Annotated in this window: 24 protein-coding genes; 10 read left to right on the top strand and 14 right to left on the bottom strand. The window is 65.4% G+C overall.

The features are described 5' to 3' along the window. Positions 1-14 precede the first annotated feature (14 nt). Positions 15-428 (top strand): GFA family protein, encoded by a 414-nt coding sequence (locus BJ6T_RS19595; protein WP_014494203.1) that lies wholly within the window; start codon positions 15-17, stop codon positions 426-428. A gap of 4 nt (positions 429-432) precedes the next feature. On the opposite strand, the gene adhP is transcribed toward BJ6T_RS19595, so the two are convergent. The 11 genes from adhP to BJ6T_RS19540 form a co-directional block, all read right to left on the bottom strand. Continuing rightward, positions 433-1,458 (bottom strand): alcohol dehydrogenase AdhP, encoded by a 1,026-nt coding sequence (adhP, locus tag BJ6T_RS19590; RefSeq protein ID WP_014494202.1) that lies wholly within the window; start codon positions 1,456-1,458, stop codon positions 433-435. 124 nt (positions 1,459-1,582) lie between these two features. After that, positions 1,583-1,993: a DUF2000 family protein gene (locus tag BJ6T_RS19585; RefSeq protein WP_014494201.1), complete on the bottom strand. Its 411-nt coding sequence runs from the start codon at positions 1,991-1,993 to the stop codon at positions 1,583-1,585. A 71-nt stretch (positions 1,994-2,064) separates the two neighbouring features. Next, positions 2,065-2,454, bottom strand: coding sequence for a DUF4189 domain-containing protein (locus tag BJ6T_RS19580; RefSeq protein ID WP_014494200.1), 390 nt, complete (start codon positions 2,452-2,454; stop codon positions 2,065-2,067). Between the two features lie 224 nt (positions 2,455-2,678). Beyond that, positions 2,679-4,283 carry an NTP transferase domain-containing protein gene (locus tag BJ6T_RS19575; protein ID WP_014494199.1) on the bottom strand — a complete coding sequence of 535 codons (1,605 nt, stop codon included), beginning with the start codon at positions 4,281-4,283 and terminating at the stop codon, positions 2,679-2,681. Beyond that, on the bottom strand, positions 4,280-4,981 hold the full coding sequence (locus tag BJ6T_RS19570) for an XdhC family protein (protein WP_014494198.1): 702 nt from the start codon (positions 4,979-4,981) through the stop codon (positions 4,280-4,282). Before BJ6T_RS19570 ends, BJ6T_RS19575 begins: the two co-directional genes overlap by 4 nt. A gap of 2 nt (positions 4,982-4,983) precedes the next feature. Further along, on the bottom strand, positions 4,984-5,307 hold the full coding sequence (locus tag BJ6T_RS19565; protein WP_007602422.1) for an XdhC family protein: 324 nt from the start codon (positions 5,305-5,307) through the stop codon (positions 4,984-4,986). Positions 5,308-5,318: 11 nt separating this feature from the next. Beyond that, entirely contained in the window at positions 5,319-6,521 is a 1,203-nt protein-coding gene (locus BJ6T_RS19560) for a vWA domain-containing protein (RefSeq protein WP_014494197.1), read from the bottom strand. Between the two features lie 140 nt (positions 6,522-6,661). After that, on the bottom strand, positions 6,662-7,570 hold the full coding sequence (locus BJ6T_RS19555; RefSeq protein ID WP_014494196.1) for an AAA family ATPase: 909 nt from the start codon (positions 7,568-7,570) through the stop codon (positions 6,662-6,664). A 62-nt stretch (positions 7,571-7,632) separates the two neighbouring features. Then, the gene (locus tag BJ6T_RS19550; RefSeq protein WP_014494195.1) at positions 7,633-8,439 is read right to left on the bottom strand and encodes an FAD binding domain-containing protein; all 807 of its coding nucleotides are present in this window, start codon (positions 8,437-8,439) and stop codon (positions 7,633-7,635) included. Positions 8,440-8,471: 32 nt separating this feature from the next. Next, the gene (locus tag BJ6T_RS19545) at positions 8,472-8,957 is read right to left on the bottom strand and encodes a (2Fe-2S)-binding protein (protein WP_014494194.1); all 486 of its coding nucleotides are present in this window, start codon (positions 8,955-8,957) and stop codon (positions 8,472-8,474) included. A gap of 135 nt (positions 8,958-9,092) precedes the next feature. Beyond that, the gene (locus tag BJ6T_RS19540) at positions 9,093-9,539 is read right to left on the bottom strand and encodes an SRPBCC family protein (protein ID WP_014494193.1); all 447 of its coding nucleotides are present in this window, start codon (positions 9,537-9,539) and stop codon (positions 9,093-9,095) included. A gap of 170 nt (positions 9,540-9,709) precedes the next feature. Here BJ6T_RS19540 and BJ6T_RS19535 point away from each other — a divergent pair, with 170 nt between their 5' ends. The 3 genes from BJ6T_RS19535 to BJ6T_RS19525 all read left to right on the top strand — a co-directional run bounded on the left by BJ6T_RS19535 (position 9,710) and on the right by BJ6T_RS19525 (position 12,424). Further along, positions 9,710-11,065 carry a 3-carboxy-cis,cis-muconate cycloisomerase gene (locus tag BJ6T_RS19535; RefSeq protein ID WP_014494192.1) on the top strand — a complete coding sequence of 452 codons (1,356 nt, stop codon included), beginning with the start codon at positions 9,710-9,712 and terminating at the stop codon, positions 11,063-11,065. A 75-nt stretch (positions 11,066-11,140) separates the two neighbouring features. Further along, entirely contained in the window at positions 11,141-11,923 is a 783-nt protein-coding gene (gene pcaD, locus BJ6T_RS19530; protein ID WP_014494191.1) for a 3-oxoadipate enol-lactonase, read from the top strand. A gap of 108 nt (positions 11,924-12,031) precedes the next feature. Continuing rightward, the gene (locus BJ6T_RS19525) at positions 12,032-12,424 is read left to right on the top strand and encodes a carboxymuconolactone decarboxylase family protein (RefSeq protein WP_014494190.1); all 393 of its coding nucleotides are present in this window, start codon (positions 12,032-12,034) and stop codon (positions 12,422-12,424) included. Here the strand turns inward: BJ6T_RS19525 and BJ6T_RS19520 are convergent. Together BJ6T_RS19520 and BJ6T_RS47295 are read right to left on the bottom strand one after the other, a co-directional pair. Next, entirely contained in the window at positions 12,386-12,922 is a 537-nt protein-coding gene (locus BJ6T_RS19520) for a hypothetical protein (protein ID WP_014494189.1), read from the bottom strand. The genes BJ6T_RS19525 and BJ6T_RS19520 overlap by 39 nt on opposite strands. Before the next feature lie 180 nt (positions 12,923-13,102). Next, complete coding sequence (locus BJ6T_RS47295; protein ID WP_014494188.1) at positions 13,103-13,288, bottom strand: hypothetical protein; 186 nt, start codon at positions 13,286-13,288, stop codon at positions 13,103-13,105. 293 nt (positions 13,289-13,581) lie between these two features. On the opposite strand from BJ6T_RS47295, the gene BJ6T_RS19510 reads away from it, so the two are divergent. The 5 genes from BJ6T_RS19510 to BJ6T_RS19490 all read left to right on the top strand — a co-directional run bounded on the left by BJ6T_RS19510 (position 13,582) and on the right by BJ6T_RS19490 (position 18,676). Further along, positions 13,582-14,499: an ABC transporter permease subunit gene (locus tag BJ6T_RS19510; RefSeq protein ID WP_014494187.1), complete on the top strand. Its 918-nt coding sequence runs from the start codon at positions 13,582-13,584 to the stop codon at positions 14,497-14,499. A 10-nt stretch (positions 14,500-14,509) separates the two neighbouring features. Continuing rightward, entirely contained in the window at positions 14,510-15,829 is a 1,320-nt protein-coding gene (gene livM, locus BJ6T_RS19505; protein ID WP_014494186.1) for a high-affinity branched-chain amino acid ABC transporter permease LivM, read from the top strand. Then, complete coding sequence (locus BJ6T_RS19500) at positions 15,826-16,659, top strand: ABC transporter ATP-binding protein (RefSeq protein WP_014494185.1); 834 nt, start codon at positions 15,826-15,828, stop codon at positions 16,657-16,659. The genes livM and BJ6T_RS19500 overlap by 4 nt, the downstream gene beginning before the upstream one ends. After that, positions 16,656-17,396: an ABC transporter ATP-binding protein gene (locus BJ6T_RS19495; protein ID WP_014494184.1), complete on the top strand. Its 741-nt coding sequence runs from the start codon at positions 16,656-16,658 to the stop codon at positions 17,394-17,396. Before BJ6T_RS19500 ends, BJ6T_RS19495 begins: the two co-directional genes overlap by 4 nt. Before the next feature lie 161 nt (positions 17,397-17,557). Next, positions 17,558-18,676 (top strand): branched-chain amino acid ABC transporter substrate-binding protein, encoded by a 1,119-nt coding sequence (locus tag BJ6T_RS19490; protein WP_014494183.1) that lies wholly within the window; start codon positions 17,558-17,560, stop codon positions 18,674-18,676. A 74-nt stretch (positions 18,677-18,750) separates the two neighbouring features. On the opposite strand, the gene BJ6T_RS19485 is transcribed toward BJ6T_RS19490, so the two are convergent. Beyond that, positions 18,751-19,137, bottom strand: a complete 387-nt coding sequence (locus tag BJ6T_RS19485; RefSeq protein WP_014494182.1) for a response regulator — start codon at positions 19,135-19,137, stop codon at positions 18,751-18,753. 195 nt (positions 19,138-19,332) lie between these two features. Between BJ6T_RS19485 and BJ6T_RS19480 the strand changes: the two genes are divergently transcribed. Beyond that, positions 19,333-22,185: a PAS domain S-box protein gene (locus BJ6T_RS19480; protein ID WP_043900220.1), complete on the top strand. Its 2,853-nt coding sequence runs from the start codon at positions 19,333-19,335 to the stop codon at positions 22,183-22,185. Positions 22,186-22,225 lie beyond the last annotated feature (40 nt).

Below are 22,225 nucleotides of genomic sequence, written 5' to 3'. Positions count from 1 at the left end.
TGGGAGATATTTCGATGACCAGTCCTTTTACCGGCGGCTGCGCCTGCGGCGCGATCCGCTATTCGATTCTCGGTGAGCCGCTGTTCAGCAATCACTGCCAGTGCCGGGATTGCCAGCGCGAAAGCGGTAGCGGCCACGGCTCGTACATGACCTTCGCACGCGCCGGCGTCACGGTGACGGGCGAGGCGAAGCACTGGGACATGGTCGGCGACAGCGGCAACGTGAAGACGCGCGGCTTCTGCACGCGGTGCGGCTTGCCGGTCTACATGACCTTCGCCGCAATGCCCGACATCTTCACCATCCGCGCCGCAAGCCTCGACGAGCCCGCCCGCTACAAGCCGCAGGTGGTCACTTACGCGGCGCGCGGGCATGATTGGGATCGTCTCGACCCGGACCTGCCGAAGTTTGCGGGGATGCCGCCGGGGTGAGATGCTAGCCAAAGTCCAGCACCATGCGGCCATCGATCTTGCCGGCCTTCATCCGCTCGAAGACGTCGTTGATTTGCGCCAGCGGCACCTTCGTCACCTCGGCCTTGACCTTGCCCTCGGTGGCGAATGCGACAGCTTCGGCGAGATCCCGGCGGGTGCCTACGATGGAGCCGCGCACGGTGATACGCTTGAGCACGACGTCGAAGATCGGCGTCGGGAATTCACCCGGCGGCAGGCCGACGAGGCTGACCGTGCCCTTCCGGCGCACTATCTCTAGAGCCTGCGCAAATGCCGCGGTCGAGACCGCCGTCACCAGTACGCCGTGCGCCCCGCCTCCGGTCGCCGTAAGGACCTCATTTACGGCATCAGCGGCGAGCGCGTTGACCGCGAGATCGGCGCCGGTCTCGCGCGCGAGCGCAAGCTTGTCCTCGGCGATATCGATCGCCGCGACCTTGAAGCCCATCGCCTTGGCGTATTGGATCGCGACATGGCCGAGCCCGCCGACGCCTGAGATCGCCACCCATTCGCCGGGCCGCGCGTCGGTTTCCTTCAATCCCTTGTAGGTGGTGACGCCGGCGCACAGGATCGGCGCGATTGCCGCGAAATCGACGGTGGGCGGCAGCTTTGCGGCAAAGACAGCCGAGGCGATGACATATTCTGCAAAGCCGCCGTTCACGCTGTAGCCGGTGTTGTGCTGGTGCTCGCACAGCGTCTCCCAGCCGGTCTCGCAATATTCGCAGGCCATACAGGCGTCATGCAGCCAGGCGACGCCGACAGCATCGCCAACCTTCAGGTTTTTCACGCCAGGGCCGAGCGCGGCGACGATACCTGCGGCTTCATGGCCGGGAATGAAAGGCGGCGTCGGCTTCACCGGCCAGTCGCCGGAAGCGGCGTGCAGATCGGTGTGGCAGACGCCGCACGCTTTCACCTCGACCAAAACCTCGCCGGGACCGGGCTGCGGCACCGCCACGTCCTCGATCACCAGCGGCTTGCCGAATTGCTTGACGACTGCGGCCTTCATGGTTGGCATGGGTCTGCTCCGTTGCAATATTTGGAGCAGACTAGCGATGCCGGGAGGCGCCCCCTTGATCAGCGTCAAGGAATGCAAGTCTATCGATGGCGGAAGCCATCATGACGCAACGATAACGGGCGCGTCAGCTATGGAACTTCAAGCCATCGACGATCTTGTCGATCACCTTGCGCTCGGCGCGCATCGCGATGCCGACCAGATTGAGCTCGGCGCGCGCGACCGCCCTCACCGCCTCGCGGTTAGCGGCATCATGCGTGGTCCTGAACATGCCCTCGGTATAGACGGCAGGCTTCACGTTGCGCGTGAGCGCGCGGTCGACAGCGCGCGACAGCGCCGGGCCGTCAGCGCCGTAGATCAGGATCGGCTGGCCGATCAGCGCGTGATATGTCGTGCCTGAGGCGTCCTCGTAGGGCTCACCGATACAGTCGGGAAACGCTGCCGCGATGCCACTGGTGAGAAAGGCCGCAACGTTGAGCTTCTGCCAAGCCTGAAGATCGGTGCGGATCACGACGGCGATCTTGGTGTCGAACTGCATCAGCTTCCTCAACTATCATTCCGGAGCGTGCCACGATGCTACGCATCGCCCCGGAATGACAGCAAGAGGAATCAGCCCTTAGCGTCGCAGGCCCAGGCGCGGATCACGCATTCCTTGCCGCCGTATTTGTAGCACTCGCGCGTGGCGGCGTTGAGCGAGGCCGAGATCTTCGGCTTCACGGCATAGCCATAGGCGCCGCACGGGTTGGCCATATCGACCGACATCGCGGCGCAAGCGCGCTTCATGGTCACCGTCGTGCAATCGCCCTTGCACTGCTTCTGTGCCGCGGCACGGGCCTCGTGCTCGGCGCCGTAATCGAAAGCCTGGCCATAGGCCCCGCACTTGCCGACCGCAAACGCGCCGGCAGCATGCGCATCCGTGATGTAGCGAGCGCCGGCGACACAAACCGACAGCGCAAAGAAAAACATCGCGCAACGGCGCGCGACGACATTCGAAGCCATGGAAAAACCCCTCCCCCAAGGCAGGTGGAGAGGACTCTAGGCGGTGGACGTTTCCAGATGGTGAACGAGGGGTGAAAACGGCGCCTTGGGAGGTGCCGTAGGGTGGACTAGCGAAGCGTAATCCATCTCTTTTGCTTCCGTACAGACACAGTGGTGGATTACGCCTTGCGGACTGCGCTTCGCCCAGCCGCAGGGCTAATCCACCCTACGCAGCTACGGCGCCTTCATCCCCCTCTTGCCGCTTCCAGCGCCTGCGGCGTGTCGATGTCGAGGAAGGCGCTCTCGCCATCCACGGGGACTTCGGCCACCGCTTCGGTGTGCTTGGCGATCAGATGGCGCGCGCCGACGTCGCCGTCGAGCGTCATCAATTCCTTGAAGAAGCGGCGCGACCACAGCACGGGGTTGCCGCGGCGCCCGTCGCTGACGGGCACGACGATGAGGTTGCCGCGGTCCGGCGCAAAGCCGTCGATGAGACGGTCGATCAGGCCGGCATCGATCAGCGGCATGTCGCCCAAACACACCACGGCGCCGTCGCAAGCCTCAGGCACGGCCGCGATGCCGGCCTTGACCGAGCTCGCTATGCCGCCGGCGAAATCCGGGTTGCGGACGAATTTCACCTTCAAGCCTTGCAGCGCCTGCTCGACCAGCTCGGTCTGGTGGCCGGTGACGACGATCACCTCGGAGGCCTTGGAGGCCAGCGCCTGCTCGGTCGCGATCCGCACCAGCTTCTTGCCGTCGAGCTCGGCGAGCAGCTTGTTCGGGCCGCCCATCCGGGTCGAGCGGCCCGCCGCGAGCACGATGGCCGCGACCTGGCTGTTGCCCTCGATCGCGGGTTCTGCGCGCGGCTGCGGCCGCGTGACGATCTCCATCAGGAGGCCGCCGACGCCCATGCCCATCAACTCGGAACGCGTTACCTTGATGCCGGCGAGCAGCCGCATCAGCACCCAGTCAAAACCGTTCTCGACCGGCGATCGCGCGCAGCCGGGCGCGCCCAGCACCGGCACCCCGCCGGCCCGCGCGATCAGCAGCAAATTGCCGGGATCGACCGGCATGCCGAAATGTTCGATCTCGCCGCCGATCCCGGTGACGGCCGCCGGAATGACGTCGCGGCGGTCGGCGATCGCGGATGCCCCGAACACGATGACGAGCTCCGCACCAAGCCCGAGCAATTCCTTGATCGCGGCCGACAGCGCCCGTTCCTCGTGCTGGACCCGCCGCTCGGCGATGATGCTGGCGCCGGCCGGCGCGAGCCGCTCGGCGGTGACGCGCAGCGTCTTGTCGATCACCTTCGACGAGAGGCCCGGCAGCAGCGTCGAGACCACGCCGACGCGCTTGATGACGTAGGGCGCGATCTTCAGCACGTCCCTGCCCGCCGCCTTCACCGCGGCATCGCGCAAATTGCCTTCGACGCCGAACGGGATGATCTTAACGGTGCCGACCATCTCGCCCTCGACCACCGGCTTGTAGGCGGAGAGCGTCGCGAAGGTGATGGCCTCGTCGATGTTGTTGATGCGGTCGACCGCGGCGCGGTCGATCACCAGCACGCCCGGGCGTGCGGCGAACAGATTGGCGCGGCCGGTGAAGGCGCGCTCGACATGAATGCCCTCGCCGCCGACGGCCAGCGCGATGCTGGCGGCGGCGACATCCTCGGAGACGTCGCCCTCCTCCATGCGCACCACCACGACGTCCTTGATGCCGGCGCGCGTCAACGCCTCGACCTCGGCCGGGCCGATCGTCGTGCCTTTCTTCAGCACCAGCGGACCCTGGCGCAGGGTGTGGACGGTCACCCCGCCGATCGCATCCTTGGGGCTCGCCGGTCCGAATTTCATGCCGCTTCTTCTTTTTCTTTGGGAGGCAGGCGCAGCACCGCCGTGATCTCGGCCATAATCGACACCGCGATCTCGGACGGCGAGACCGCGCCGATCGCCAGCCCAATGGGCGCGTGGATGCGCGCGATATCGCTGTCCTTCGCGCCCTGCGCGCGCAGCCGGTCGCCGCGCTTGGCATGCGTCTTTCGCGAGCCGAGCGCGCCGATATAGAAGCAGTTGCGCTCGAAGGCGTGCAGCAGCGCGGGATCGTCGATCTTCGGATCGTGCGTCACCGCGACGAAAGCCGTGTAGGCATCGACATCCAGCGGCGGCAGTGCCGTGTCGGGCCATTCGGCGACCAGGGGAATGTCAGGGAAGCGCTCCGCGCTCGCAAATGCCGTGCGGGGATCGACCACCGTGACGTCGTAACCGAGCGAGCGCGCCAGCGGCGCCAGGGCCTGGCTGATATGGACCGCGCCGACGATGACGAGCTTTGCGGTCGGGGCGTAGACGTTGAGGAACAGTTTCTTGCCGCCGGCTTCGACACTGGCGCTCTTGCCCATGCGAAGCTGCTTGTCCAGTTCGGCCCGCAGCGGGTCTTTTGCAAAATCGGCAGCCTTCACCAGACGCTGCTCGCCGGTCTCGGTGTCGGTCACCAAAATTGCCGGCCGGCGCGCGGCGCGCTCGGCGTTGAGTTCGTGCAGGGTTGCGAGCTTCACGGCTAGCCGACCTTCTCGACGAAGACGCGGATGGTGCCGCCGCAGGACAGCCCGACATTCCAGGCTGTCTCGTCGGCAACGCCGAACTCCAGCATCCTGGGCTTGCCGCTCTGGATCACGTCCATGGCCTCGGTGACCACGGCGCCCTCGACGCAGCCGCCGGAGACCGACCCCAGGAACGTGCCCTCATCGTTGATGACGAGGCTCGAGCCCGCCGGGCGCGGCGCCGAGCCCCAGGTCTCGACAACGGTGGCCAGCGCGACGCCCCGGCCGGCCTTCTGCCAATCCTCCGCCGCCTTCAGAATATCCTCGTCGCGATCGAGCATGGCTTAACCTCTCAAGCTGCGGAACGGATCAGGCTGCGGTGGTGCGGCGGCAGCGGCCGGGAGAGCGTCGTGATCAGCTCCTGGATCGAACTCAAATTATGTACCGGGCGGAATTCGTCAACGTGCGGGAGCATCATTTTGATGCCCTGCGCCTTGGCCTCGAAGCCGCCGAACCGCAGCAGCGGGTTGAGCCAGATCAGCCGGCGGCAGGACCGGTGCAGCCGGTCCATCTCGAAGGCGAGCCTGGAATCGGCCTCCCGCTCCAGCCCGTCGGAGATCAGCAGCACGATGGCGCCCTGGCTCAGCACGCGCCGCGCCCACAATTTGTTGAAGTTGTGCAGCGAGGCCGAAATCCGGGTGCCGCCGGCCCAATCCTCGACCGAGGCCGAGCAGTTCGCCAGCGCCTCATCGGGGTCGCGCTGGCGCAGCGCCCGGGTGACGTTGGTCAGCCGGGTGCCGAACAGGAACACTGAGACGCGCTTTCGCGCATCCCCGATGGCATGCAGGAAATGCAGGAACAGGCGGGTGTACTCGCTCATCGAGCCCGAGATATCGAGCAGCGCGACGATCGGCGCCGGCTTCTCGATGCGCCCGAGGCGATGGATGTCGATGATGTCGCCGCCGGTGCGCAAGGACGCACGCAGCGTGCGGCGCAAATCGAGACGAAGCCCGCGGGGATCGGGCCGCTGCCGGCGCGTCAGAAGCTCGGCCTGCGGCAGGCGCATCCGCTCGACGGCGTGGAGCGCTTCGGTGATCTCAGCCGCGCTCATCTGCGCAAAATCCTTCTTCTGAAGGATCTCCTTGTCGGAGACCGACAGGCGCAAATCCTGCTCCTGGTGCTGCGGCGTCTCCGTCATCCGCGGCTGCGACATCGCCTCCTGCACGCGGCGGGAGCCGGCCTGCGGCTTCTTCTTGGCCTGCTCCGGCAACGGCACCGAATCCAGCATGTGCTTCCACTCTTCCGAGGCGCGGAAGAACAGGTTGAAGGCCTGCCTGAAGATCAGCGCATGCTCGTGGCGCTTGACGAAGATCGCCTCCAGCGTGGTGAAGACGTCGGCGCGGTTGCCGATGTCGATCACCTGGAGCGCGCTCATGGCATCGATGACGGCGCCCGGCCCGACCGGCATGCTGGCTGCACGCAACGCGCGGGCGAAACCGACGATGTTGTCGGCGAACTGCTCGGTTTGCTCGGGCGCCAGGTGGTTGATGGCCATGGTCTCGTATCCATCCCCTCGTCATTCCGGGGCGCGCCACTTGGCGCGAGCCCGGAATCCATACTCCCGATCGTGGTTATGGATTCCGGGCTCGACGCTGCGCGTCGCCCCGGAATGACGGGAGTACTAGTGACGCGAGATCAATTCTCGCTCGTCGCTTCCTTCAACACCTTCTGCAAGGTATCGCCCTGCATCCGGGTGATGTCGTCCTGATACTTGAGCAGCGCCCCCAGCGTGTCGCCGACCACTTGCGGGGTCAGCGAGCGGGCGTCGAGCTCCGACAGCGCGGTGGCCCAGTCGATGGTCTCGGCGACGCCAGGCGACTTGTAGAAATCCTGGTTGCGCAGCGCCTGGACGAAACGCACGACCTGCTGCGACAGCTTGGCGGAGATGCCGGGCACGCGCGTCTTGACGATCGCGAGCTCCCGCTCGGCTTCGGGATAGTCGACCCAGTGATAGAGACAGCGCCGCTTCAGCGCGTCGTGGATCTCGCGCGTGCGGTTGGAGGTGATGATGACGATCGGCGGATGCGGCGCCTTCACGGTGCCGAATTCGGGAATGGTCACCTGGAAGTCGCTGAGGATTTCGAGCAGGTACGCCTCGAACGCCTCGTCGGCGCGGTCGAGCTCGTCGATCAGCAGCACCGGCGGTCCCGCGACGTCGGGCTCCAGCGCCTGGAGCAGCGGCCGCTTGATCATGTAGCGGTCGGCGAAGATATCGGACGAGAGCTGATCGCGGTCGGTGTCGCCGGCGGCTTCCGCCATTCGGATCGCGATCATCTGCGCGGCGCTGTTCCACTCGTAGACGGCGGAGGAGACGTCGAGGCCCTCGTAGCACTGCAGGCGGATCAGCTTCCGCCCCAGCGCCGCCGACAGCACCTTGGCGATCTCGGTCTTGCCGACGCCGGCCTCGCCCTCCAGGAACAGCGGCCGGCCCATGCGCAGCGACAGATAGGTCACCGTCGCCAGCGATCGCTCCGCGAGATAACCGCGCGAAGTCAAAAGTTCGAGCATCGCATCGACCGATGCCGGCAGGGCCGTGAGAGTCATGAAAAAGCCAGTCTCGCTACGCCCTCACCGGGGACAAGTTTGGGCCGAGGCGTGAGGTTCACTCACTCCTTGGCGTTGGCGGCGTCGAGGGCGCGCCGCGTCAGCACCCCGATGAGATGCGCACGGTATTCGGCGCTGCCGTGGATGTCGCTGTTGAGCCCTTCCGCCGGCACCTCGATGCCGTCAAGCGCCTTCGCGGCGAAGCGCTTCTTCAGGGCTTCCTCGAACGCGGTGACGCGGAACACGCCTTCGGAGCCGGCGCCGGTGACGGCGACGCGCACGTCCGAAGGACGCCGCGCCACGAACACGCCGACCAGCGCATAGCGCGAGGCCTGGTTGCGGAACTTGATGTAGGCCGCCTTCTTCGGCAGCGGGAACATCACCTTGGTGATGATCTCGTCGGCTTCGAGCGCCGTCGTGAACAGGCCCTGGAAATACTCTTCCGCCTTGAGGCGGCGCTTGTTGGTGACGATGGTGGCGCCGAGCGCGAGCACCGCGGCCGGATAGTCCGCGGTCGGATCGTTGTTGGCGAGCGAGCCGCCGATCGTGCCCTTGTGGCGCACTGCGGGATCCCCAATCTGGCTGGCAAGATTGGCCAGCGCCGGGATCGCCTCACCGACGATCGCGGAGCTTGCGACCTCGGCATGCCTGGCAGTGGCGCCGATCACGAGCGCGCGGCCCTTCATCTCGATCGTGTTGAGCCCCTCGATATGGGAGAGGTCGACCAGATGCGGCGGGCTCGCGAGACGCTGCTTCATGACGGGAATCAGCGTGTGGCCGCCGGCGATCACCTTGGCGTCTTCGTTCTTCACCAGGAGGTTGGCCGCCTGGCGAACGGTCCCAGGGCGATGGTATTTGAATTCGTACATCTGAATGTCCTGATCGCAGAATGCGCGCGCGGTTAGGCGAGATCGGATTTCGCCATCGCCTTGGCGCCGGCGGAGATCGAAGCGACAATGTTCTGGTAGCCGGTGCAACGGCAGAGATTGCCCTCAAGTTCTTCCCGGATCGTATGGTCGTCGAGCTCGTGGCCCTTGCGATGGACGATGTCGATCGCCGTCATGATCATGCCCGGCGTGCAGAAGCCGCACTGCAGGCCATGGTGCTCGCGGAAAGCCTCCTGCATCGGATGCAGCGGAGCGCCGTCGGCGGCCAGTCCCTCGATCGTCTTGACCTCGTGACCGTCGGCCATCACGGCCAGCGTGGTGCAGGACTTCACGGCCTTGCCGTCGAGATGCACGACACAGGCGCCGCACTGCGAGGTGTCGCAGCCGACATGGGTGCCGGTCAGGCGCAGATTCTCGCGCAGGAACTGCACCAGAAGGGTGCGGGGATCGACGTTGGCCGTGACAGGATTGCCGTTCACGATGAGGGAGATTTTTGCCATAAGCACTCTCTATCAGCGCCCCGACGGGTCCCGTCGAAGCGGTTCTTATAATTATTCCAACCCATCATATGGGCCATTATGCCCGGGGGCAACATCGCCCCGGACGCAAGGCGCCATGCCGAAAGGCGATAGCCTTCAGCCCTGTACCGCCTTGGCGAAGTTCGCGAAAAATTCGTCGGCCAGTTTCTTGGCGGTGCCGTTGATGAGGCGCTGGCCGAGCTGCGCCAACTTGCCGCCGATCTGCGCCTCGACCTCGTAGGAGAGCAGCGTACCGCCGTCCTTCTCCGCGAGCTTGACCGCGGCGCCGCCCTTGGCGAAGCCGGCCACCCCGCCCTCGCCTTCGCCGGAGATCTTGTAGCCGTTCGGCGGGTCGAGATCGGAGAGCGTGACCTTGCCCTTGAAGCGCGCGGACACCGGCCCGACCTTCATTTTCGCCGTCGCGCGAAAGCCGCCGTCGTCGGTCTTCTCCAGCTCCTCGCAGCCGGGGATGCAGGCCTTCAGCACCTCGGGATTGTTGAGCTTCTCCCACACGGCCTCGCGCGGCGCCGCAAGCTGGACTTCGCCGTTCATCGTCATGGCCATGGGGTACCTCCCGGTTGCTTCGCTATAATGCTGCTCAAGTAACGCACGGAGGCCGCAAAGGAAAGGGCAGCCCCCGGCCACGTGCAATGCATATTCGCAACTGCAAAAAGCTTTGCGCTGATGGTTTGGGATTGGCAGAGCCGGGGCATGGTGATTAGGTCCCGCGCAACATGAGCACAGCCCTCTCCCCCCTGCTCGCGCCGATGCTGTCGAGCCCATCCATGCGCGTGGTCTGCGACGACCGGTCGACCCTCCAGAACATGCTCGATTTTGAGGCAGCCCTGGCACGCGCCGAGGCCGCCACGGATGTGATTCCCGCATCCGCGGTGGGCCCGATCGAAGCCGCGTGCAAGGCTGATAGCTTTGACATGGCCGCTCTCGGCGAGGCCGCGACGCGATCCGGCAATCTCGCGATTCCCCTGGTCAAGGCGCTCACGGCCAACGTCGGCAAGGCCGATGCGGAGGCCGCGCGCTATGTCCATTGGGGCGCAACGAGCCAGGATGTCATCGACACCGCGACCATGCTCACGCTTCGCGCCGGCATCGATGCACTCGATGCCGATCTCAGCCGCGCCATCAAGGGCTTTGCCGCCCTGGCGCGGAGCCATCGCAACACCGCCATGGTGGCGCGGACCTGGCTCCAGCACGCGTTGCCGATGCCGTTCGGGCTGAAGGCCGCGGAATACGCATCAAGCCTTGCCCGCGCCCGCTGCCGCCTGCGGCGGCTCTCCCGCGAGGGCCTCGCGCTGCAATTCGGCGGCGCGGCCGGCACGCTCGCGGCTCTCGGCGACAAGGGGCTCGTCGTTGCAGAGCGATTGGCGCAGGAGCTCAACCTGCCGCTGCCGGAGGCGCCCTGGCACACCCATCGCGACCGGATCGCCGAAGCCGCATCATGCCTTGCGATTCTCGCCGGAAGCTGCGGCAAGATCGCGCGCGACGTCTCGCTGATGATGCAGACCGATGTTGGCGAAGCGTTCGAGCCCGCCGGCGAAGGCCGCGGCGGCTCCTCGACCATGCCGCACAAACGCAACCCGGTCGCGGCCGCGAGCGCGCTGGGATGTGCGACCATGGCGCCGCAGCTCGCCGCGACGATTTTTGCGGCCCAGGTGCAGGACCACGAGCGCAGCGCCGGCCCCTGGCACGCGGAATGGCCGACGCTGCCACAATTGATGCTGGTCGCCTCGGGCGCGCTCGCCGCCATCCTCGACATCGCCGAGGGTCTCGACGTCGATGCCGCGCGCATGCGCAGCAATCTCGATATGACCCACGGCCTCATCATGGCGGAAGCCGTTACGTTTGCGCTGGCCGACAAGATCGGCAAGAGCGATGCGCATCATCTGATCGAGGCCGCGAGCAAGCGCGCGGTTGCCGAGAAGAAGCATCTGCGCGAGGTTCTCGCGGCCGATTCGCAGGTCACGGCGCATCTTTCGCCGGAAAAAATTGCGGCATTGTTCGAGCCGATGGCCTATCAAGGGGCTTCCCAAGCCCTGATCGACCGGCTGCTCGACAGCCTCGAGCGGGATTGATTGTTTGAGCATGATCTCTTTCGGAAAGCCGCTCCACACTTTTCCGGATCATGCTCCAGAACGGAGACGCCCAGCATGCCCATGATCGATGCCGACGGTTGCCTGATCAACGTCTCCGTCGAGGGCCGCGACGGCGGGCCGACGCTGATGTTGTCCAATTCGCTCGGCTGCACGCTTCAGATGTGGGAGCCGCAGATGAAGGCGTTGACGCAGGTGTTCCGCGTCATCCGCTACGACCGCCGCGGCCACGGCAAGTCGAACGTTCCGCCCGGCCCCTACACGATGGAGCGCTTCGGCCGCGACGTGCTGGCGATCCTCGACGACCTCAACATCGAGAAGGTGCATTGGTGCGGCCTGTCGATGGGCGGCATGGTCGGGCAGTGGTTAGGGGCCAATGCGCCGGAGCGCTTCGGCAAGCTCATCCTCGCCAACACCTCCTGCTACTACGCCGAGCCGACCAAATGGCTGGAGCGCATCGACGTGGTGAAGAAGGGCGGCATCGCCGCGGTGGCCGATGCCGTGATCGCGGGCTGGCTGACCCAGGATTTCCGCGAGCGCGAGCCGCAGATCACGGCGAAGATGAAGTCGATGCTGCTCGCCTCCCCCGTCGAGGGCTATCTCGCCTGCTGCGAGGCGCTGTCGACGCTCGACCAGCGCGAGATGCTCGCCAAGATCAAGAGCCCGACGCTGGTGATCGCCGGCCGCCACGACATGGCTACGCCGATCTCGGCGGGTGAATTGATCCGCTCCAACATTCCCGGCGCCAGCATGACCATCATCGACGCCGCCCACATTTCCAATGTCGAGCAGCCGCACGCGTTCACCGACGCGGTGGTCGGCTTTTTGACCCAGCGTTAACCACGGCCGTCATTGCGAGGAGCGTAGCGACGAAGCAATCCAGACTGCCTCCGCTGAAAGATTCTGGATTGCTTCGCTGCGCTCGCAATGACGAAGGAGGAAATACAAATGGACGACCAGAAGCGCCGCGATGCCGGCATGAATGTGCGCCGAAAAGTGCTGGGCAATGCCTGGGTCGACAAGTCGATCGCGAACCGCAATGCCTTCAACACCGACTTCCAGGACATGATCACGCGCTATGCCTGGGGCGAGATCTGGACGCGACCGCATTTCGACGAGCGCACGCGGCGCGTGCTCGTGATCGGCACCATGGTCGCATTGGGGCAATGGGACGAATTCCGCCTGCATGTGCGCGCGGCGCTCGCCGAGGGCGGCTTCACCCCCGACGACATCAAGGAAATCCTGCTTCAGCAGGCAATCTATTGCGGCGTGCCGGCGGCGAACCACGCCGTCAAGGAAGCCTCAGCGATTGTGCAGGAGCTCGGCCTGCTCAAGAGCTAGCGGCGCGGCGGTCTCGACGGTTTTCTGAACGATCTTGGGCGCCGGCGCGGGCCGTTCGATCACCACCACGATGGCAGCGCCGAGCAGCAGCAGGAGCTCGGTGGCATGCAGCCGGAGTGCGGCCATCTCGCCGACCTTCGAGGCCATCAACATGCTCGTAAACGAGATGAGGCTGCCAATCGCAAGCGCAATGCCGAGCGCCTCGTCGCTGCCGCCGTTCTTGCGGACGCGGGGAATGCAAAGAAGCGCGAGATAGATGGCAAAGAACGCCACCACCGTCAGCCGGCCCAGCGCCAGCAGCCAGGCGGCACGCACCGTGCTCATCCCCGCCATCTGAAGATGGTCGCTGAGGAACAGCGCCACCGCGACACTCGGCCGCTCGTAGAGGCCGTGCACCGGTGCCACCATGATGTTGAAGGCCACCAGCGTCCAGGCCGGGATGAAATAGGCCGCCAGCAGGGCGCCGTTGACCGAACCGATCCGCCAATTCCTGAACATGCCGCTTCCCGCTTCGCTCGCCGCGCGCCTTCCATGGGAAGGCTTTGCCGGGGAGCTAACTCGCATCGGACCATGGCGGCAATTTAAACCCTTTGTTTACCTTAACTGGCCCGCTGGGCGGCGCGCCCAACGAAAAGGCCCCGCCTCCCGGCGGGGCCCTCTTCACTCCTGGCTCCGAAACTACTTGTCCTGACCGTGCTGGCCGCCCTGTTGCTGGCCGGGTTTCTCGCCCTGGCGCTGCGGATCCTGCTGCTGCTGTCCGGGTTTCTGGCCGCCGCCCTGCTGCTGACCTGGCTGTTGACCTGGGCGCTGCTGGCCGGGGTTCTGAGTCTGCTGGCCCGGATTCTGGTTCTGCTGCTTCGTCATTGGGGAAAGCTCCCTTGTTGGACGTCAGAACGGAGGCAACGGCCGGCATCCGATTTGGTTGCTCTGCGGAACCCGGTTCCTCGCACCTGCGGAACCAAAGAAGATGACATCTGTAGCGAAATGACCTCTGTACAAGCCTTTGTGCCAAGGCATGGCCAGTTGCAGCCGCCAGTTCCCTCCTGTTACAAAACGAGAAGAATGCTTAGGGGCTGCCGGGGCCCGAGAAGAAACTCAATCACACACTCTCTCGAAGAGCTCCCTTTGAGCCGCGTCAGGTTTGGTAACGGCAGCCCATGGATTATTTCGCCCAGCAGCTCATCAACGGTCTCGTTCTGGGCTCGATCTACGGCCTGATCGCCATCGGCTATACGATGGTCTACGGCATCGTCGGCATGATCAATTTCGCCCATGGCGATGTCTTCATGATCGGCGGCTTCATCGCCCTGATCACCTTCCTGATCCTGGTCTCGCTCGGCCTGACTGCGATTCCGGTGATCCTGCTGGTGGTGCTGCTGGTGTCGATGGCGATCACCGCGCTCTACGGCTGGACCATCGAGCGCATCGCCTACCGGCCCCTGCGTCACTCCTTCCGCCTCGCCCCGATGCTGTCGGCGATCGGCATGTCCTTCGTGCTGACCAATTACTCGCAGGTCGCGCAGGGCGCCCGCGTCAAGCCGATCCCGCCCTTCATCACCGGCGGCTATACGCTGCACGAAAGCGCGGACGGTTTTGTGATCCAGCTCTCCAACATCCAGATCATGGTGGTTCTCACCACCATCGTGCTGCTTGGGATCTTCACCTGGCTGGTGTCGCGCACCCGGCTCGGCCGCGACATGCGCGCCTGCGAGCAGGACCAGACCATGGCGGCGCTGCTCGGCGTCAACGTCGACCGCACCATCTCCATGACCTTCGTGATCGGGGCGGCACTCGCCGCGGTCGCGGGCCTGATGTACCTGCTCTATTACGGCCTGGTGGATTTCTTCATGGGCTTCGTCGCCGGCATCAAGGCGTTCACCGCGGCCGTGCTCGGCGGCATCGGCTCGCTGCCTGGCGCCATGCTGGGCGGTCTCGCGATCGGCCTGATCGAGACGTTCTGGTCGGCCTATTTCTCGGTCGAGTACAAGGACGTCGCGGCGTTCTCGATCCTGATCGTCGTGCTGATCTTCATGCCGACCGGCCTGCTCGGCCGTCCCGAAGTCGAAAAAGTCTGACGGTCGCCGCGTGACAGTTCTCTCGAGCAATACCGCCAAACCTGCAACGGACATCCCCGCTCTGCTGAAGACGGCCTTCGTCAACGCCCTGATCGCGCTGGTGCTGTTCTCGCTGATGGTCGGCGTCCGCACCGAAGCGGGTTCCGACGGCCAGCTCACCTATTGGACCCGCTTCGGCGAGCTCGCCTCCCTCGTTGCCGCCGTGTTCGGCGGCTCGATCGTGCTAGGGCTTTTGCGACAGTGGATCGGTCCCAACGGCACCGACAAGCTGGTGCCACCGGCTGTACGCAGCGGCATGTCGTTTCTGGGCCGCTACCTGGCGCCCGTTCTTCTGATCTTCACGGTGCTTGTGCCGGTGATCTTCTACGACCAGCGCTATATCCTCGATCTCGCGATCCTCGTGCTCACCTATGTGATGCTGGGCTGGGGGCTGAACGTCGTGGTCGGGCTCGCCGGCCTGCTCGATCTCGGCTACGTCGCTTTCTACGCAGTGGGCGCCTATTCCTACGCGCTGCTTGCCACCAATTTCGGCTGGTCGTTCTGGGTCTGCCTGCCGCTCGCCGGCATCCTCGCCGCGTTCTGGGGCGTGCTGCTCGGCTTCCCCGTGCTGCGCCTGCGCGGCGACTATCTCGCCATCGTGACGCTCGCCTTCGGCGAAATCATCCGCCTCGTCATCATCAACTGGCAGAGCCTCACCGGCGGCCCCAACGGCGTCTCCAGCATTCCCCGCCCCTCCTTCTTCGGCATCCCGCTCGACAACAGCGACAACGGGCTCGCCGCCAGGCTCGGCATCGAATATTCGCCGACCCACCGCATCGTCTTTCTGTTCTATCTGATCCTGGCGCTTGCGCTGCTCACCAACTGGGTGACGATCCGGCTGCGCCGCCTGCCCATCGGCCGCGCCTGGGAGGCCTTGCGCGAGGACGAGGTCGCCTGCCGCGCGCTCGGCATCAACACCACGACCACCAAGCTCACGGCGTTCGCGACCGGCGCCATGTTCGGCGGCTTTGCCGGTGCGTTCTTCGCGACGCGCCAGGGCTTCATCAGTCCGGAATCCTTCACCTTCCAGGAATCGGCGCTGGTGCTCGCCATCGTCGTGCTCGGCGGCATGGGCTCGCAGCTCGGCGTCGCGCTCGCCGCGCTCGCCATGATCGGCGGCTTCGAGCTGTTCCGCGGCCTCGAGACCTACCGCATGCTGGTGTTCGGCATGGCCATGGTGCTGATCATGATCTGGCGGCCGCGCGGCCTGATCGGCCATCGCGCGCCGACCGTGTATCTGACCAAGGCGCAGGCGATCTCCTCCGACCTCGTCAAGGAAGGTCACGGATGAGCGGCGACAAAATTCTCGGTGTCGACCGGCTGACCATGCGCTTCGGTGGCATCGTCGCCGTGCAGGACCTGTCGTTTGCGGCCGAGCGGAAGAAGATCACCGCGCTGATCGGACCGAACGGCGCCGGCAAGACCACCGTGTTCAACTGCATCACCGGCTTCTACAAGCCGAGCGGCGGCGCCATTCGCCTCACCCATGACGACGGCAAGGTGATTGCGCTGGAGCGGCTGAACGATTTCCGCATCGCCAAGCAGGCCAAGGTGGCGCGCACCTTCCAGAACATCCGCCTGTTTCCCGGCATGACCGCGCTGGAAAACCTGATGGTGGCGCAGCACAACGCGTTGATGCGCGCCTCCGGCTTCACCTTGCTCGGCCTCATCGGCGCGCCCGGCTACCGCGACGCCGAAAAGCGCGCGATCGACCTCGCCACCGACTGGCTGAGGCGGGTCAATCTGCTCGACCGCGCCGACGATGCCGCCGGCAATTTCGCCTATGGCGACCAGCGCAGGCTCGAGATTGCGCGCGCGATGTGCACCGAGCCCGCGCTTTTGTGCCTGGACGAGCCCGCCGCGGGTCTCAACGCGCGCGAGAGCGCGGCCTTGAGCGAGCTCCTGCTCTCGATCCGCGACGAGCTCGGCACCTCGATCCTGCTGATCGAGCACGACATGTCGGTGGTGATGGAGATCTCCGACCACATCGTCGTGATGGACCATGGCGTCAAGATCGCGGAAGGCTCTCCGCGCGAGATCCGCGACGATCCCAAGGTGATCGCCGCCTATCTCGGCACCGACGAGGAAGAGGCCGTGGCGGTGATGGAGAGCGGGTCGTGACGTCGTCCGCTCCCCTGCTGTCGATCCGGGGCCTGCGCGCCGCCTACGGCAAGATCGAGGCGCTGAAGGGCGTCGATGTCGAGATCAGCGCCGGCGAGATCGTCGCGCTGATCGGCGCCAACGGCGCCGGCAAGTCGACGCTGATGATGACGATCTTCGGCAAGCCGCGCGCCCGCGCCGGCCAGATCCTGTACGAAGGCCGCGACATCACCGACGTTCCCACCCATGAGATCGCCCATTTGCGCATCGCGCAATCGCCGGAAGGCCGCCGCATCTTCCCGCGCATGAGCGTGGCGGAAAACCTCCAGATGGGGGCGGATGCCACCGGATGCACCGACGCCGAACGCGAGGCCACGCTGCAACGCGTGTTCACGCTGTTCCCACGGCTGAAGGAGCGCTACGCCCAGCGCGGTGGAACGCTGTCCGGCGGCGAGCAGCAGATGCTGGCAATCGGCCGCGCCCTGATGAGCCGCCCCCGCCTGCTTCTGCTCGACGAGCCCTCGCTCGGGCTGGCGCCGCTGATCGCGCGCCAGATTTTCGATGCGATCCGCACCCTGAACCGCCAGGACGGCCTGACGGTCCTGATCGTCGAGCAGAACGCCAACCATGCGCTGAAGCTCGCCCATCGCGGTTACGTCATGGTCAACGGCCTGATCACGCTGGCCGGCACCGGCGCCGAGTTGTTGCAGCGCCCCGAGATTCGCGCCGCCTACCTGGAAGGCGGCCGGCACGGCTGAGGTCGCCCGACGGCGGAGCCCGTGCGGCCGAATGTGGCGAGATATCTCCGCCAATGCCCGTATTTTGCCGGTGACTTCTCCCGAGATTCATTCAAGAATGGCGCCGGTTTAGACCGGGCGTACCCGGCAACTTCCACAGGCGACCACCCGCGAGGTATCTCATGAAATCACTGAAGCTCATCGGTCTGGCATTCGGCGCGTCGATCGCGCTATCGAGCGCAGCACTCGCGCAGGATGTCACCATCGCAGTCGCAGGCCCGATGACCGGCGGAGAGTCCGCCTTCGGCCGCCAGATGAAGAACGGCGCCGAGATGGCCGTGGCTGACATCAACGCCGCCGGCGGCGTTAACGGCAAGAAGCTCGCGCTATCCGTCGAGGACGACGCTTGCGACCCGAAGCAGGCGCGCTCGATCGCCGAGAAGATCGCCGGCGCGAAAATCCCGTTCGTGGCCGGGCACTATTGCTCGTCGTCGTCGATCCCCGCCTCCGAGGCCTATGCCGACGGCAACGTGCTCCAGATCACCCCGGCCTCGACCAACCCTCTCTTCACCGAGCGCAAGCTCTGGAACGTGGCGCGCGTCTGCGGCCGCGACGATCAGCAGGGCCTGATCGCGGCGCAATACATCGCCAAGAACTTCAAGGGCAAGAACATCGCGATCCTCAACGACAAGACCACCTACGGCAAGGGTCTTGCCGACGAGACCAAGAAGGCGCTCAACAAGGCCGGCGTCACCGAGAAGATGTACGAGTCCTATAACAAGGGCGACAAGGACTTCAACGCGATCGTCTCGCGCCTGAAGCGCGACAACATCGACCTCGTCTATGTCGGCGGCTATCACCAGGAGAGCGGCCTCATCCTGCGCCAGATGCGCGACCAGGGCCTCAAGACGATCCTGATGGCCGGCGACGCGCTCGCCGACAAGGAGTACGCCTCTATCACCGGCCCCGCCGGCGAAGGCACGCTGTTCACCTTCGGCCCCGATCCGCGCAACAAGCCGACCGCGAAGAAGATCGTCGACGCCTTCAAGGCCAAGAACATCGACCCCGAAGGCTATACGCTCTACACCTATGCGGCGATGCAGGTCTGGTCGCAGGCGGCCAAGAAGGCCGGCACCACCGACGCCAAGAAGGTCATGGAGGCGATGAAGGCCGGCAAGTGGGACACCGTGATCGGGCCGATCGAGTATGACGCCAAGGGCGACATCAAGCAGCTCGACTACGTCGTCTACAAATGGGATGCCAAGGGCGGCTACGCCGAGATCAAGGGCAGCGGCACCTGAGACAGGATGCCTGACCTTTTAGCCAGATCAATCCAACGCCCCGGCTCGCCGGGGCGTTTTCTTTCGCCGTGCGGTCACACGGCTGCGGAGAGCTCGCCGCCCGCCGCAGCCTGGGCCTTGTGGAGCGCTTGCAGGAGATCGTTCGGCCGAAATGGCTTTTGCAGGCATACCACGTCGGCCAGACCAGGCGCCTCGCCCATGAAGTCCAGTGCGGTCATGCCGGAGACCGCGACGATCGGAAACCCGGGAACTCGCTCGCGAATGGCCACCATGACGTCGACGCCGCTGGTGTCGGCCAGGAAAATATCGATGATCGCGGCATCGAAAGCGCCCTCGCCGAAGGCTTTCAGGCCAGCTGCGCCGCTCTCGGCCTCGACGACGTCAAAACGATTGACCCGAAGCACGATCGCGACCATGGCGCGGACCTCCTTCTGGTCGTCGACAACGAGGACACGGCGCATGGGAACAACTCCCGGATACGTATCATTATTTGGTTCAATTCACCGCAAGTACCCGGCAAGGCAGTATGAGTCCGTTCCGGTAAAGCACCTCTTACCAGTTACCCGTTCCAAGTCCCACCCCAAGTTAAGTAAGCTGTAACCTTCGGTTGAGTCGCATGCGCTTTCTGTCAGGATGCGCGCCCGGAGCGGGCTACCATGCGGGTAGCGGCTTCCCGGCCGGAAGAGATTGACGTAGGAGGTCATCATGCCGGCTTACGAGAGATCGACGTGCTAGCGCCTAACGACCGAAGCACATTCCTGTCGACCTTGCCGGCTACGCGAAGCGATCGCAGGGCTGCGTTGGCGATCGTCGGCATCTCCGCGATTCTGTTCGCACTGGCCGTACCGTTTGCGGGCGTGCCGCTCGTACAGGTGCCGGCCTTCGTGGCGAGCTACCAGTCGGCGCTCGCGGTCATCGACATCATCACCGCCGTTTTGCTGCTGTCGCAGTTCGCCGTGCTGCGCAGCCGCGCGCTGCTGCTGCTGTCGACCGGCTACCTGTTCACGGCGGGCGCCGCGGTGACCCACGCCCTCACCTTCCCCGGGCTGTTCGCCCCGGCCGGATTGTTCGGTGCAGGCTCGCAGACCACCGTCTGGCTGTACATGATCTGGCACGCCGGTTTCCCGCTGTTCGTGCTGGCCTACGCCTGGCTCAAGGACGGCAACGGCGGCAACAGGATTGCGGGCGCGACGGCTCCCGCGATCGCACTCTCCGTCGCCGGCGTGTTCGTCGCGCTGACCGTGTTCGCCTGGCTGGTGACCGCGCAGCACGGCCTGCTGCCGGTCCTGCTCAAGGACGGCCACTACACCCCCACCATGATCGGCGTGGTGTCGTTCGTGTGGTCCCTGAGCTTCGCCGCGCTGGTCACGCTGTGGTTTCGCAAGCCGCACACGGTGATCGACATCTGGCTCATGGTCACGATGTGCGCCTGGCTGTTCGACATCGCGCTGTCGGCGATCGTCAACGTCGCGCGCTTCGATCTGGGCTTCTATGCCGGCCGGCTCTATGGCCTCGGTGCGTCGAGTTTCGTGCTCGCGGTGCTGCTCATCGAGAACGTGCGCCTCCAGGCGAACACGGCAGGCATGGTCGGCGCGCTGCAGCGGCAGTCGAGCTCGGAGCGGAACTATTATGCCGAGCGCGAGCGGCTGTTCAGCGCCGTCGTCGAGTCCTCCAACGACGCCATCATCACGAAGTCGCTCGACGGCACCATCACGTCCTGGAACAAGGCGGCCGAGCGCGTCTTCGGCTACTCCGCGAGCGAAGCGATCGGCCGACAGGTCGATATCATCATGCCCGAGGGGCAGCGCGAGGAAGTCGCCGAAATGCTGGCCCGCACCCGCAACGGCGAGGTCATCGACCAGCACGAGACCGTGCGGCTGCACAAGAGCGGCCAGCCGATCGACGTCCTGCTGAGCCAGGTCCCGCTGCGATCGACCGACGGCAAGATCATCGGCGCCTCCAAGGTCGCCCGCGACATCACCGAGCGGAAGCGGGCGGAATCCGCCCTCAACCGCGAGATCGAGGAGCGCCAGCGCATCTTCGAGACCTCGCAGGACCTGATCCTCGTGACGGACGGTTACGGCAACTTCATCCAGATCAGCCCGAGCGTGAGGGACATCCTCGGGTACAAGCCGGAGGACATGATCGGGCACAGCGCCATCGAGTTCATTCACCCCGATGACCTCGACAACACCCGAAGCGAGATGCGCGCGGCGCGGCGTGGCGCGGTCAAGCGCAGCTTCGAGGCGCGCTACTACCACTACGACGGTCACGAGGTGACGCTGAACTGGATGGGCACCTGGTCGGAACCGGTGAAGCGCCATTTCTTCATCGGCCGCGACCTCACCGAGAAGCAGGCCGCGGAAGCCCAGCTCAGGCAGGTCCAGAAAATGGACTCCATCGGCCAGCTGACCGGCGGCGTCGCCCACGATTTCAACAATGTGCTGACCGTCATCACCGGCACGATCGGCATCCTCGCGGACGCGGTGGCCGACCGCCCCGAGCTCGCCGCCATCACCAAGCTGATCGACGACGCCGCCGAGCGTGGCGCGCAACTGACCAAGCACCTGCTCGCCTTTGCCCGCAAGCAGCCGCTCCAGCCGCGCGAGATCGACGTCAATGCGCTGGCGCTCGAGGCCGCCAAGCTGCTGCACCCGACCCTCGGCGAGCAGATCACCATCATGCCGCAGCTCACCGAGGATGCCTGGCCGACGCTGGTCGACCCGGGCCAGCTTTCGACCGCGATCCTCAATCTCGCGCTGAACGCGCGCGACGCCATGCCGGACGGCGGCACGCTGGTGCTGGAGACCCGCAACATCTTCCTCGACGACGGCTATGCGAGCATGAATCCCGACGTCGTCGCCGGCAGCTATGTGATGATCGCGGTCAGCGATACCGGCACCGGCATTCCACCGGACCTGATGGAGCGGGTGTTCGACCCGTTCTTCACGACAAAGGAGGTCGGCAAGGGCACCGGGCTCGGGCTCAGCATGGTGTTCGGCTTCGTCAAGCAGTCCGGCGGCCACATCAAGATCTACAGCGAGGAAGGCCACGGCACGAGCGTGAAGATCTACCTGCCGCGCTCGAGCGGCGTGCAGGAGACCGAGTACGAGTCGCTCCAGAACGTGCCCATCGCCGGCGGCGACGAGAAGATCCTGATCGTCGAGGACGACGCGCTGGTGCGCCAATATGTCGTGACCCAGATCAAGAGCCTCGGCTATGCCGCGCTCGAAGCCGCCAACGCGGCCGAAGCCCTCACCATCATCGATGCCGACAAGGGCATCGACCTGCTCTTCACCGACATCATCATGCCCGGCCATATGAACGGCCGCCAGCTCGCGGACGAGGCGGCGCGGCGGCGTCCCGACCTGAAGACGCTGTTCACCTCGGGCTACACCGAGAACGCCATCGTCCATCACGGCCGGCTCGATTCCGGCGTGCTGCTGCTGGCCAAGCCCTACCGCAAATCCGAGCTCGCCAAGATGCTCAGGACCGCGCTGGCGAGTTGAGCGCGCCGCATCGGTGCGCTATCGCTGATGCCTGAAGCGC

Source organism: Bradyrhizobium japonicum USDA 6, from assembly GCF_000284375.1.
GTDB classification, from domain to species: Bacteria; Pseudomonadota; Alphaproteobacteria; order Rhizobiales; family Xanthobacteraceae; genus Bradyrhizobium; species Bradyrhizobium japonicum.
This window is presented reverse-complemented; position numbering and strand designations above follow the sequence as displayed.

What these genes read in the sequence shown, in the direction of transcription:
- BJ6T_RS19510 (WP_014494187.1), top strand. Translation starts at nt 13,582, where the DNA reads ATGGATTATTTCGCCCAGCAGCTCATCAACGGTCTCGTTCTGGGCTCG.
- BJ6T_RS19525 (WP_014494190.1), top strand. Translation starts at nt 12,032, where the DNA reads ATGGACGACCAGAAGCGCCGCGATGCCGGCATGAATGTGCGCCGAAAA.
- BJ6T_RS47295 (WP_014494188.1), bottom strand. Translation starts at nt 13,288, where the DNA reads ATGACGAAGCAGCAGAACCAGAATCCGGGCCAGCAGACTCAGAACCCC.
- BJ6T_RS19480 (WP_043900220.1), top strand. Translation starts at nt 19,333, where the DNA reads ATGCGGGTAGCGGCTTCCCGGCCGGAAGAGATTGACGTAGGAGGTCAT.
- BJ6T_RS19545 (WP_014494194.1), bottom strand. Translation starts at nt 8,957, where the DNA reads ATGGCAAAAATCTCCCTCATCGTGAACGGCAATCCTGTCACGGCCAAC.
- BJ6T_RS19580 (WP_014494200.1), bottom strand. Translation starts at nt 2,454, where the DNA reads ATGGCTTCGAATGTCGTCGCGCGCCGTTGCGCGATGTTTTTCTTTGCG.
- BJ6T_RS19540 (WP_014494193.1), bottom strand. Translation starts at nt 9,539, where the DNA reads ATGGCCATGACGATGAACGGCGAAGTCCAGCTTGCGGCGCCGCGCGAG.
- BJ6T_RS19585 (WP_014494201.1), bottom strand. Translation starts at nt 1,993, where the DNA reads ATGCAGTTCGACACCAAGATCGCCGTCGTGATCCGCACCGATCTTCAG.
- BJ6T_RS19565 (WP_007602422.1), bottom strand. Translation starts at nt 5,307, where the DNA reads ATGCTCGATCGCGACGAGGATATTCTGAAGGCGGCGGAGGATTGGCAG.
- BJ6T_RS19485 (WP_014494182.1), bottom strand. Translation starts at nt 19,137, where the DNA reads ATGCGCCGTGTCCTCGTTGTCGACGACCAGAAGGAGGTCCGCGCCATG.
- BJ6T_RS19520 (WP_014494189.1), bottom strand. Translation starts at nt 12,922, where the DNA reads ATGTTCAGGAATTGGCGGATCGGTTCGGTCAACGGCGCCCTGCTGGCG.
- adhP (WP_014494202.1), bottom strand. Translation starts at nt 1,458, where the DNA reads ATGCCAACCATGAAGGCCGCAGTCGTCAAGCAATTCGGCAAGCCGCTG.
- BJ6T_RS19555 (WP_014494196.1), bottom strand. Translation starts at nt 7,570, where the DNA reads ATGACTCTCACGGCCCTGCCGGCATCGGTCGATGCGATGCTCGAACTT.
- BJ6T_RS19595 (WP_014494203.1), top strand. Translation starts at nt 15, where the DNA reads ATGACCAGTCCTTTTACCGGCGGCTGCGCCTGCGGCGCGATCCGCTAT.
- BJ6T_RS19500 (WP_014494185.1), top strand. Translation starts at nt 15,826, where the DNA reads ATGAGCGGCGACAAAATTCTCGGTGTCGACCGGCTGACCATGCGCTTC.
- BJ6T_RS19575 (WP_014494199.1), bottom strand. Translation starts at nt 4,283, where the DNA reads ATGAAATTCGGACCGGCGAGCCCCAAGGATGCGATCGGCGGGGTGACC.
- pcaD (WP_014494191.1), top strand. Translation starts at nt 11,141, where the DNA reads ATGCCCATGATCGATGCCGACGGTTGCCTGATCAACGTCTCCGTCGAG.
- BJ6T_RS19550 (WP_014494195.1), bottom strand. Translation starts at nt 8,439, where the DNA reads ATGTACGAATTCAAATACCATCGCCCTGGGACCGTTCGCCAGGCGGCC.
- BJ6T_RS19490 (WP_014494183.1), top strand. Translation starts at nt 17,558, where the DNA reads ATGAAATCACTGAAGCTCATCGGTCTGGCATTCGGCGCGTCGATCGCG.
- BJ6T_RS19535 (WP_014494192.1), top strand. Translation starts at nt 9,710, where the DNA reads ATGAGCACAGCCCTCTCCCCCCTGCTCGCGCCGATGCTGTCGAGCCCA.
- BJ6T_RS19560 (WP_014494197.1), bottom strand. Translation starts at nt 6,521, where the DNA reads ATGGCCATCAACCACCTGGCGCCCGAGCAAACCGAGCAGTTCGCCGAC.